General features: G+C 60.1%; 10 protein-coding genes. 6 read left to right on the plus strand and 4 right to left on the minus strand.

From position 1 onward, the window contains the following. Positions 1 to 145 precede the first annotated feature (145 nt). Entirely contained in the window at positions 146 to 886 is a 741-nt protein-coding gene (locus tag DWV43_RS09375; RefSeq protein WP_158569863.1) for an ATP-binding cassette domain-containing protein, read from the minus strand. Positions 887 to 891: 5 nt separating this feature from the next. Then, positions 892 to 3114, minus strand: coding sequence for a hypothetical protein (locus DWV43_RS09380; RefSeq protein ID WP_117734371.1), 2223 nt, complete (start codon positions 3112 to 3114; stop codon positions 892 to 894). Between the two features lie 135 nt (positions 3115 to 3249). Between DWV43_RS09380 and DWV43_RS09385 the strand changes: the two genes are divergently transcribed. The 6 genes from DWV43_RS09385 to DWV43_RS09415 all read left to right on the plus strand — a co-directional run bounded on the left by DWV43_RS09385 (position 3250) and on the right by DWV43_RS09415 (position 7858). After that, positions 3250 to 3762 carry a DUF2975 domain-containing protein gene (locus DWV43_RS09385; protein ID WP_006235293.1) on the plus strand — a complete coding sequence of 171 codons (513 nt, stop codon included), beginning with the start codon at positions 3250 to 3252 and terminating at the stop codon, positions 3760 to 3762. 9 nt (positions 3763 to 3771) lie between these two features. Continuing rightward, a complete protein-coding gene (locus DWV43_RS09390) occupies positions 3772 to 4023 on the plus strand; it encodes a helix-turn-helix transcriptional regulator (protein WP_006235292.1) in 252 nt (83 codons plus the stop codon). A gap of 18 nt (positions 4024 to 4041) precedes the next feature. Beyond that, the gene (locus tag DWV43_RS09395) at positions 4042 to 4749 is read left to right on the plus strand and encodes a site-specific integrase (protein WP_255413613.1); all 708 of its coding nucleotides are present in this window, start codon (positions 4042 to 4044) and stop codon (positions 4747 to 4749) included. Between the two features lie 395 nt (positions 4750 to 5144). Continuing rightward, entirely contained in the window at positions 5145 to 5432 is a 288-nt protein-coding gene (locus tag DWV43_RS09405) for an ACT domain-containing protein (RefSeq protein ID WP_006235289.1), read from the plus strand. 77 nt (positions 5433 to 5509) lie between these two features. Beyond that, positions 5510 to 6928, plus strand: a complete 1419-nt coding sequence (locus tag DWV43_RS09410) for a citrate synthase (RefSeq protein WP_117818343.1) — start codon at positions 5510 to 5512, stop codon at positions 6926 to 6928. An 87-nt stretch (positions 6929 to 7015) separates the two neighbouring features. Beyond that, entirely contained in the window at positions 7016 to 7858 is an 843-nt protein-coding gene (locus tag DWV43_RS09415) for a Cof-type HAD-IIB family hydrolase (RefSeq protein WP_117818345.1), read from the plus strand. 42 nt (positions 7859 to 7900) lie between these two features. Here the strand turns inward: DWV43_RS09415 and DWV43_RS09420 are convergent, their stop codons facing one another. Together DWV43_RS09420 and DWV43_RS09425 are read right to left on the minus strand one after the other, a co-directional pair. Beyond that, a complete protein-coding gene (locus DWV43_RS09420; RefSeq protein ID WP_055310360.1) occupies positions 7901 to 8695 on the minus strand; it encodes a Cof-type HAD-IIB family hydrolase in 795 nt (264 codons plus the stop codon). 198 nt (positions 8696 to 8893) lie between these two features. Next, positions 8894 to 10714 carry an adenine deaminase gene (locus tag DWV43_RS09425; protein ID WP_117818347.1) on the minus strand — a complete coding sequence of 607 codons (1821 nt, stop codon included), beginning with the start codon at positions 10712 to 10714 and terminating at the stop codon, positions 8894 to 8896. Between the last annotated feature and the right edge of the window lie 274 nt (positions 10715 to 10988).

The raw sequence follows: 10988 nt of genomic DNA on the forward strand, positions 1-10988 counted from the left end.
ACCTACGTTCCTCAAAGAATTGTTAGATTAAAAGTAACAGACCGGATGAAGATGCGTGCGACGGGGGCGAGGCGAATGGCTGAGCGGTATCGATATGCGGGTTTAACGGTATTATATTGACCACATAGATTTTTAACTTGCATTTCTACCCGCCCTTTTCGTAGACTCGCCGATACGTGCTTAGCGCACCCTCGGCGCGTCCGGCAGGCTTTGCGAAATGGGATCCAGGAGACTTCGGCGCAGCATCATCTTGCGGAATGCTTCTAATGAGCCTCCCATCCTTCAAAAACAGAATCTCATCGCACAGCCTATCGACCGAATCCAAGATGTGGGATGACATGATGATGCACGTACCAGAATCGGCCAGCTTCCTGAGAATCTCGGAATGCAAGTCCACCCTGCTGGGGTCGAGCGCGTTCATGGGCTCATCTAATAGAAGGTACCGCGCGCCCGTCGCATACGCAATCGCCAGGGTAAGCTGCTGCTTCATGCCCTGGCTCAGAGTGCGGATCCTCATCTTCGCGAACTCGCCTATCTGCGTTTGTTCCACTATCTCTTCGATATCGCGAGCATGCGGCCACATATCGCAAACCATCTTGAGGTGATCTTCCGCACGCAATCCGGGATACAGCAGCGTCCCCTCACCAGGTGCATAGAAGATCATAGAACGGACCTCTCTCGCACCCGTACCCTGCACCTCATCCAGAACGATGCTCCCGTCCACGCGAGGACCCGGCAAACCTGCCATCGCACGCAGCAACGTCGTCTTTCCATGCCCGTTCGGAGCGACGAGACCGTAGACCGTACCCGGGGCAAACTCAGCGTTCACCGAATCTACGAGCACCTTCTTTCCATAAGAGATCGTCAGCGTTTGAAGGTCAATCATCGAGATCATCCCCTTTCGATCTTTGGAACACTCAGGCGCACCATCAACGGAGATACGGCGCCCAAGACCACCAGCAGAGCGCCCGATGCGCCGACGACCTCTCCAAAAGGCATCGCGTTCGTCCCTCGCCCAAGGAACCCAATCGTCCCCACCTGGGAAGCGGGATCAAACGAGGCGAATGGAGCCAGCAGCGCGACGCCCATGCCCACGCTTTCAACATGAGCGCTCAACGAACCCAACACCAAGAGAACCGCGCAAACCATTCCGGTGACAACGGGGTTGCGGCTAATCGCTGCTGTCAACGCAGCGACGACGGAAATCACGCCGTATGCCATGACCAGCAACGGAATACTGCACAACACCGCCTCCCCCACCATGGACGTTGTCGAAGCTCCCGCCCGAATGAGAGCGACGGGATACTCCGATCCACCCGCACCGTTCTTAATCACGGACACAACGACAGCGGGAACCATCGACACCAAAAGCAGCACCAAGCCAAGCAGGAGAGCCAGCGCAACAGCCGTCAGAAAACGCACATGCGCTGTTGCGGGGATCTGGAGAACCAGAAGGGAACGACACTGCAGGTGGGTGCACGCGAGCGATGTGACAACCACGGGCAACAGCAAAAATAAGGAGGGAAGCGCTGCCTGGAGATACGAAAGGAGGATTAATGGGGGCATCTTCGTACTTAACTCGTAAACCTTGGGGTCCGGCAAGCTCGCGATCGACTCAAGCAGAAGGGCGCGCGCCTCCGCACGAGAAGGAGTCTCCGGCTCGATTCCGATCGATTGCAGGAGAGTCGCATCTGCCGCGCCCAGCTCACCTCGAGCGCGCTCGTACGTCGCAAGGCTTCGAAACCCCTCCGCAGGCATAGGCGCGTACACGAAACCCGAAAGAGCATCCCGCATGTCTTCCAGGGCCGCTTTGCCCTCGACGTCCATATTCGCAGCGTTCTGCTCTAGATACCGATCTATTGAACGGAGCTCCCCATCCCTATACCGAACAGCGGAAACGTTATCAGCGTCAGGAAACATCTCGACCAGAGCCGGGGCCAGCATCGTCGTCGACATTGCAATCGCGCATACGGCGAGGGTAGGAGAACGCAGGAGCAGTTTCCCCATCGTTCTTACGTATGCAACGGCGGAGGCACAAGCGCTCGAACGAGTTGCCGTTCTCGATGCAGTGAAGGAACCTCTCTCAAGACAAATCGGGGATATCGGGCACGCGCAGCCGCTCTTTCCAGCAACGCAAAGCAGGCTAATTGCCAGCACCTCGATCCCGATTGCGCATACGAGGGCAATCGCGCCACGCTCGAAGCAAAGTCCAGGCAGATTCACTATCTGCGTTGTCGGGTACGGGCTATAGGCGCCGACGGTCAACTCAGTGTTCGCATACGTAAGGGGATTCAACAGGGCGAACTCACGTAAAGCGATGGATCTTCCGTAATACCCGGGAACCATCGTCACCCCCATCAGGGCACATACGAACACGATTCCAAGCGTAGGGTTATTGGCAATCTTCACGGCAAGGTGAACGACAAGCGAGATGAACGCTGCCACCAAGAATTGCAAGATGGCCGTCTGCGCGAACACCAGCCAAGCCGGTTTGATAACCGGAGTCGCATATTGAATGTAGCCTATCGGATAGAACGGCGAGCCCGGGCCATTCTTCACAAGCGCGGCGATTATCCCTGGAAGATTGATGGCGAGGACGGCAAGCATTGCAAAAACACTCGCCCATACGCTCGATGCAACAAGTCTACCCAGCTCGCCCATCGGTGCCTGGATGATGAGCTTTTCACGTTTGTTAAGACGCGCGGCAAGGAACGAGACGGCAACGGCCGTTGCGACCCATAGCAAGTACTCCTTCGATCCGTCATAATAGGTGTACTCTCCATCCGATATCTGCAGAAACGGAAGTAGGGGAGAGAGCGGTGCCAAGATAAGACGTCCCGCGGCAAGAGGGTACAGAAGCGCGGGCATGCTTGATGAAGAGGTATAGACACCGTCCTCCCCCGCATTCACAAGCGCATCCGCATAGGATGCTGACAATTCCTGCTCAACACGGGTTATTCCCGACTCGAGGTATTCGACCCGTCCGTCGATGCCAGCCGCGCTCCTGAAGACGGGCAGAGCACAAAGAACCATCAACGCAACAACGACAACACAGAGCGACCTGGAGGAGAGAAGCGACCTAAAGATCGCCTTCGAGATTTTGAGCATATTCATCGCCAACCTTAACCTCATCCAGTCGGAACAGAGGGGCCGAACAAAATGCTCGGCCCTTATTACTTGCCGGCAAAGTCAATTTAACATAAACTGTTAAAAAGTAACCTGAGTTTTTTAAATTCTTCGGAGGTTATTATGAGTTCCGACAATCGCACTCCCCGGCTTCATTCCTTCCGCATCGCATGTGCGATAGCCTCTGCGACCCTTTGCGCCACCGCCATCGCACAAGTGGCGTTCTCCTTAAAGCCAGCAATCGAAGTGCTCGACAACCCTGTAATTGCAGACTCCCCCGCGTATCCAGCCCTTGCGATCTCGACATTGGTCCCTGCCGTCATCGGTATCGCTACGACCATCCTCAGCGCCGTTCTCGTGTGGACGATCAAGAGCGGAGACCCCTTCAAGAAAGGGTCTGCGACATGCTTGAAGGTGCTCGGCATTCTCTTCGTTGTTCAAGCTGCCACCAGCCTCTACGCCGGCTCACTCAAAACCTCCGTTTCGATGTTTGGCGGCGAGGGGGCCGTCGGCGCCCAAGAGATCGCTTCATCATTCGATTGGACCTCTCTGGTTCTCGGCATCGTCCTGTTCATGCTTTCCCAGCTCTTCTTGTACGCCCGAGAGCTGTACCTCGACTCCGACGAGATTGCGTAAGGAAACGCCATGCCCGTAATTGTTCGCCTCGACAAGATCATGGCCGAGCGAAAGATTTCCTCGAACGAACTTGCCGAAAGGATTGGAACCACGCCCGTGAACCTGTCCCGTATTAAAAAAGGGCATATTCGCGGCATTCGCTTCAACACACTCGAGCAGCTATGCCTCGCCCTTCGTTGCCAACCCGGAGACCTTCTCGAAGTCATGAGCGAAGAGGATGCCCGAAAGGAGTTCGGACTCGATTGGTCCGCCGAGGATTAGAGGGCGGTCGTACTCGCCCTGCACACGGGGATGCGAATCGGCGAGGTCTGCGGCCTTCGGTGGTGCGATGTGGATTTCGAGACGGGCCTGATCTCGATCAGACACTCGGTGGCGTACGCGAAGGGAATGGGTTCGTTCATCAAGGACACCAAGACCCATGACGCCAGGGGTATCCCCATCGACCCGGTCGGCCTACTCCCCTTCCTGAAGGAGACCCACGAGATCGACTGCGGAAAGCTGCGCTTGCGCGGCCTTACCGGGGCGGTCGAGATCGGGGACTGCTACATCCTGTCGGAGCCGGGCGCGACCTTCGCGACGACAAGCTATATCCGCAGGGCGTTCAAGACGTTCTCGGAGACCAACGGCCTCATGGGCACCAACGACGAGCTGATCACGTTCCACGGCCTTCGCCACACGTTCGCAACGCAGTGGATCCGCCAAGGCGGCGATATCAAGGCGCTCCAATCGATCCTCGGCCACAAGGACGCCATGGCGACGCTCAACGTCTACGCCGACATCGAGCCCATCTCCAAAATCCATAACATGCTGCGCGCCACGTCGTGCCTTTGGCGCGGGCACCTCGGGCCGAGGGTCGATCCGGGTCCCATGTTCCAACAGAGGATCCAGGAGTCCATCGAGACGCTCCAGGCGTTCGGCTACGGCATCACCGAGCCGGACGACCGAAATATCGCCATACGCGACGTGAAGACGAACAGTTGGCTCTAGCTCACCGAGTACGCGGCAGTGCTGGGCCCATCCCAACTGAGGTCACGGTGGTCCGATAGGGGCGCCGCCCGCGGCATGCGCCGCGGAGCGGTACCCCCTACCGAAGGGCGGGGATGCCCTCCGCTTCCAGTTCGGAATCAGCCGTCGGAGGCGTTCGGCTGACTGCGGGAACGGCCTGTCCGCTCAATGTGTTCGGCTGAGATCGGAAATCAACCCAACACGAGCCGGACACGCGCCAGACGGCTCTTCCCCGTACGGCCTTCCCCCTTACGCTCATGTTGCAGGCATGTAACGCCGCAGCGAGCGCGCCTTTTTTGCGCCAGACAGGTACAATGATGAACACTGTACCGTAGCGGAGCGCCCCCGCGCGCCGCAACCACGCGAAAGGGTTTCCCATGGCCGAGATCTCGTCCTCCCGCATCGTCATCACCGTCCTTGGCAAGAACCGCCCCGGCATCGTCGCCGGCGTCACCCGTGTTCTGGGCGAGGCCAACGTCGACATCCGCGACATTACGCAGTCCATTATCGAGGACATCTTCACCATGACCATGCTGGCCGACACCGCCGAGTCCAAGCTCGACTTCGCCGAGCTGCAGAAGGCGCTGGCCGAGGCCGGCGAGCTTTCGGGCGTCAACGTGTCCATCCAGCGCGAGGACGTCTTTAACTTTATGTACCGCCTGTAGCGAACAAGCCGCTCGGGGCAGCTTGACGTCATATCGTCCAAGCGCGCGGCCCCAAAGCGGACCGGAGAGGAGCGCGCATGGCCTACGACGCCAAGAAAATCTACTACCGCTTCGACGATCACCTGAGCCGCCTGGTTCTGGATTACGAGGCGAGCCGTCAGATTTCGCCTGAAAGCGAAAACCTCTACCACGGCCTGCCGACCGACCCTTATGACGAGGGCCTGTTTGTTGAGCACAATGTCAAGCGCGGCCTGCGCAATGCCGACGGCTCGGGCGTGGTCGCGGGCCTCACTCGCATCTCGGATGTGCACGGCTACAACAAGGTCGACGGAAAGGTCGTGCCCGATCAGGGCAAGCTCACGCTTCGCGGCTACAGCATCGAGGATCTGGTCAACAATGCCCAGGCCGAGAATCGCTACGGCTACGAGGAAGTCGCCTATCTGCTTATCACGGGTTCGCTGCCCAACAAGGAAGAGCTCGACGGCTTTTGCGAGCGCCTGGGCGCCTTTAGACATCTGAGCGACGAGTACGTCAAAGAGTTCCCTATGACCACGGTGTCGTCGAGCATCATGAACGTGCTCCAGCGCGCCGTGCTGCTGCTCTACGCCTTCGATGCCGAACCAGACGTGATCACGCCCGAGCATGAGATCGACGTGGCTATTTCCATGCTCGCACGTCTCCCGCGCATCGCCGCCTTCGCACACATGGCCTCGATCGCCAAGCTTCGCGGCTCCGAGGTTCACGTGCCGCACCCCACGCCCGGCCTCTCCACCGCCGAGACCATCCTGCAGGTGTTGCGCGGCGGCATGGCATTCAACCGCGACGAAGCCATGCTGCTCGACGTGATGCTCATGCTGCATGCAGAGCACGGCGGCGGCAACAACTCCACGTTTGCCTGCCGCGTGCTGTCCTCCTCGGCCACCGACCCGTATTCCGCCTACGCCGCGGCCATCGGCTCGCTCAAGGGCCCGCGCCACGGCGGCGCCAACGCCAAGGTCGTGTCCATGCACGAGGACATCCGTGCGCATGTCTCCAATTGGGAGGACGAGGACGAGGTCGCGGCCTACCTGGGCAAGATCCTCGACAAGCAGGCCTTCGACGGCACCGGCCTCATCTACGGCATGGGCCACGCCGTCTATACGCTGAGCGACCCGCGCGCCGAGGTCTGCCGCCGTTACGCGCGCTCGCTTGCCGCCAAGAAGGACTTGGGCGAGGAGTTCGCGCTCATCGAGCGCATCGAGCGCCTGGCCCCGCAGGTGATGCGCGACCACGGCATGACCAAGCCCATCTGCGCCAACATCGACCTGTACACGGGCTTTATTTACAAAATGCTCGGCGTGCCCGAGACGCTCTTTACACCGCTGTTCGCCGTCGCCCGTATGGCCGGCTGGTCGGCGCACCGCATGGAAGAGCTCTTCTGCGCGCACCGCATCATCCGTCCCGCGTATCGCCCGGTTATCGAGCCGCTGGAATACAAGCCGCTCGCCGATCGCTAGGACGCGGACCGTTATAGAACCCGAGCGTGGCCAGGGCATCACCGCCCTCGGCCACGCTTTTTATGACAGTAGAAAGGATCGCAGCGAATGATTGTGTTTTCCGATATGGATGGAACGCTGCTGACGAGTGATAAGCAGATGAGCGACGCCACCTGGGCGATGCTCGACGAGCTTGCGCGACGCGGTATTGAGTTCGTGCCCTGCACGGGGCGCCCGCTGTCGGGTGTCTTTGAGCCCATCCTCGCCCACCCCGCCGTACACTACGCGGTCTGTGCCAACGGCGCCAGCGTCTGGCAGCTCGACGAGGATACGCCCACCGACGCCTCGCGCGCCACGCGCATCTTGAGCCGTCCGCTCGACCGTGGCATTGCCCACCGCATCCATCGCATTGCCGCCGGCCACGATGTGACCTTCGATATCTTCGCGGATGGGCAGTGCTTCCTCCCCCGCTCGCTCTACGGGCGTCTGGATGAGTTCTGTGGCGGCGACCCCCACATCGCGGCTTCGCTCAAGCGCACACGAACGCCGATCGACATGAATATCGACAGCAAGATCGACGAGGTCGAGACGCTCGAACGCATCGCTATGTACTGGCACGACCCCGCCGATCGCGACGCCATCGCGGCGGCGCTCGACACGCTCGGAGGCATTGAGGTCACGCGTTCGTACGCCATGAATATCGAGGTTATGGGCGAAGGCGCCACCAAGGGAACGGCCCTCACGTGGCTGTGTGAGCATCTGGGCGAGCGTCTCGCCGACGCCTGGGCGTTCGGCGACAACATCAACGACATCCCCATGCTGCAGGCAGCGGGCCATGGCATGGCCATGATCAACGCCGAGCCCGAAGATCGCGAGGCCGCCGACGCCGTCACCGGATACGACAACGACCACGACGGCGTCGCCCACACCATCATGGCCGCCCTCGCCTAGCAGCAGCAACCCGGCAGAAAAGGAACGTCCCTAACTGCTGGATTAAGCAAGGCTCTCCAGAACACGGCGGAGTTCTTGCTGGACGGCGTGGTCGCGGTTACAACCCACCACGCGATCGGCCACCGCCTTAAGCGCGGGGCGCGCGTTTTCCATCGCACAACCCGTGCCGACAAAGCGAATGATCTCGTAGTCGTTCATCGAGTCGCCAAACGCCATGACCTCGTCGCGTCCAATGCCGTAATGCTCCGCGAGCTGCGCGATGCCCGAGGCCTTCGACACACCGGGCTGCATGGCATCGATCCAGGCATTACCCGAGGGAGCAAAAGTAAAGAGCTGACCAAGTTCGCGCTGTAGCACGTACGCACTGTCCATAACCGCACTGTCGTCGCAAAAGATACTCGCTTTGATGATATTTACGCTGGGATCGGGCAGCTCCCAAATACGCTCGGCATTGGGAAGGTCCTTATCGACCTCACGCACGAACTTGCACTCGTCATCGAGCAGGAAGGACTTGGTTCGGTCAAAGAGCGCAAGATGCAGATTGGGAAACGTCCTGACGGCTTGGGCGAGCCTTCGAATCGCCAGGTGGGAATACACCTCACGGTCTACCATCTTACCGTCGGCGTAGACTTGGGCGCCGTTAGCGGCGACAAAGTCCATCTTGTCGCGAACGGGCGCAAAGAACTCGCACAGGCGATCGTAGCGACGACCTGACGATGCGGCGAAATGCACGCCATGCTCGTGTAGCGCCAGAATCAGTTCGTAGGTCTCGGGAGGCACCTGGCCGTTTTCGTCAAGCAGCGTGCCATCCATATCGGATGCAATCAGTTTAAACATAGAAAAGCTCCCTTCGGGCTTGTTGGAATCGAACGTGTATCCGATTCCAACGTACCCAAAGGGAGCTCAAATAAGACTCCGCGGGCGTAAACGTTACAAGGACCTGGCAAATAGCTCACACATGCCAGAGGTCTCACGGTCGCGGCGTCAGGCGACACGCCACCCCGACGGCTAGTCGTTTAAGAACGTCCCCGATGACTAGTCGGCGTAGGTGAAGGTCGTGACGTCGAACATGCCCTCGGGGCGGATGCGGAGCGTCGGGATTACCGGCAGGGGCAGGAAAATGATGCCCATGATGGGGTCGAGCGGCGGCTCGATACCCATGGCGCGCGCCTTGACCATAAAGTCGTCGTGCTGCGCGGCGACATCCTCGGCCGTGCCCTCGCTCATAAGGCCACCGAGCGCCAGCGGAATGCGCGCCACGACCTCGCCGTTGCGCACCAGCACGTGGCCGCCCTGGCCCACGGCCTCAACGGCAGCCATCATATCCGCCGCATTGTCGCCCACCACGCACACGTTGTGCGAGTCGTGGCCAATCGTGGAGGCAATGGCGCCACCCGTGATGGTAAAGCCGCGTACCCAGCCGCGACCGATATGCTTGCCAACCAAGCCCAGACCCGCGGGGCCGTCACCGTCGGCGCCCTCGGCCTGCAGCGACACGCCGCGGCCGTGGCGCTCGATCAGCATAATGCGGCGCAGGCCCTCGGCACTCTCGGGGCGAGCCATACCCGTGATAGCCATACCCGGGATGACATCGATAACGGCCTCGCCCGGCTTAAAGGCATAGTCGAACACGTCGAGCGAAAGCTTCGGCAGCTTAACGGAGGCGCGCAGCTCATCGGCAAGGGCCGCAACCTCGGCCATCTCGGGAGCGATCTCGCCCACAAAGGTGCCGTCCTGCGCCACCAGAGCACCGGCGGCATATACTCGATGCGGAGCCGTAGCAAACGTCAGGTCATTGAGCACCAGCAGGTCGGCACGCTTGCCCGGGGCAATCGCACCACGCAGCTCGTGCGGGTCGCGGCAGCCGTGATCCAGGCCAAACGCCTCGGCCGTGGAGAGGGACGCCATAGAGATAGCGACCACGGGGTCGATACCGGCCTCAATCGCCACGCGGCAGGCATTGTCGATCATGCCAGTCGCAAGCGCATCGGAAGGGGCGCGGTCGTCAGTCGCAAAGCAGCAGCGGCGGGCGCGCGCGGGGTTCTCCAGCAGCATCGGCGACAGATTGGCCAGGTCATGGCTGCACGTGCCCTCGCGCAGCATCACGTACATGCCACGAGACAGTTTATCGAGCGCCTCCTCGGGAATCGTCGACTCGTGATCGGCGATAATGCCCGCCGCGGCATAGGCATTAAGGTCCTTGCCGGCAACGAGCGGTGCATGGCCGTCGACCTGCTTGGACGGCGTCTGGTTGGCAGCATCGATGCGAGCACAGGTCTCGGGGTCGGCCATAAAGACACCCGGCAGGTTCATCATCTCGCCCAGGCCAAAAACATCGCCCGGATGCTCGGCAAAAAACGCCTGCATATCGGCAGCCGAAATAACGGCACCGGCCTGCTCGTCGGGCAGCGCGGGCACGCACGAAGGCATCATGTACTTGATGGAGATGGGTGCGCGGCGGCCGTCCTCGATCATAAAGCGCAAGCCGTCGAGACCGGCAACATTGGCAATCTCGTGGCTGTCGGCAATGGCGGTGGTAGTACCGCGCGTCGCGGCCATGCGAGCATACTCGGCGGGACGGATGTTCGAGGACTCGATATGCAAATGCCCGTCAATAAAACCGGGAGCGAGATAGCGACCCTGGCAGTCGATGACCTCAGTTGCCTCGTAGGTGCCAGCAGCATCGTCGCGACCATCGTAGAGCACGCCGACGATCACACCGTCCTTGACGGCAACGCTACCGGGCGCCACACGCTGGCCATACACGTCGACGATCTGCGCATTGGTAAACAGCGTGTCGACGGGCACGCGCCCCTCGGCAGCATCGATCACAGACCTCATGACCTCAACGGACATACATACTCCTTTAACCGTAGAAAAAAGCTGCGGAGCGGACAGACCTTCACCGCAGCAAGCCAATAGCCATTGTATGCCCAAACGATGGGTCAACAATACGCCTCTCCGCTTAACGGCACACGCCGCTCAGCGCAATGGAGACAGGTTGCTTTGCACCAATGACAAGGAGTGCCCCAAAGTGCCGGCACAAAAGGATCGTCCCTAAGTGCCAACAACGGAAGCGCCGATGTTTTGGCAACGACAGACACTATGACCCAATCCGAGGGCACTAAAA

The organism is Collinsella sp. AF05-9 (assembly GCF_003465595.1).
Taxonomy (GTDB): domain Bacteria; phylum Actinomycetota; class Coriobacteriia; order Coriobacteriales; family Coriobacteriaceae; genus Collinsella.

Coding starts and splice junctions, on each gene's coding strand:
- DWV43_RS09425 (WP_117818347.1), bottom strand. CDS start 10,714: ATGTCCGTTGAGGTCATGAGGTCTGTGATCGATGCTGCCGAGGGGCGC.
- DWV43_RS09390 (WP_006235292.1), top strand. CDS start 3,772: ATGCCCGTAATTGTTCGCCTCGACAAGATCATGGCCGAGCGAAAGATT.
- DWV43_RS09380 (WP_117734371.1), bottom strand. CDS start 3,114: ATGAATATGCTCAAAATCTCGAAGGCGATCTTTAGGTCGCTTCTCTCC.
- DWV43_RS09385 (WP_006235293.1), top strand. CDS start 3,250: ATGAGTTCCGACAATCGCACTCCCCGGCTTCATTCCTTCCGCATCGCA.
- DWV43_RS09415 (WP_117818345.1), top strand. CDS start 7,016: ATGATTGTGTTTTCCGATATGGATGGAACGCTGCTGACGAGTGATAAG.
- DWV43_RS09420 (WP_055310360.1), bottom strand. CDS start 8,695: ATGTTTAAACTGATTGCATCCGATATGGATGGCACGCTGCTTGACGAA.
- DWV43_RS09375 (WP_158569863.1), bottom strand. CDS start 886: ATGATTGACCTTCAAACGCTGACGATCTCTTATGGAAAGAAGGTGCTC.
- DWV43_RS09410 (WP_117818343.1), top strand. CDS start 5,510: ATGGCCTACGACGCCAAGAAAATCTACTACCGCTTCGACGATCACCTG.
- DWV43_RS09405 (WP_006235289.1), top strand. CDS start 5,145: ATGGCCGAGATCTCGTCCTCCCGCATCGTCATCACCGTCCTTGGCAAG.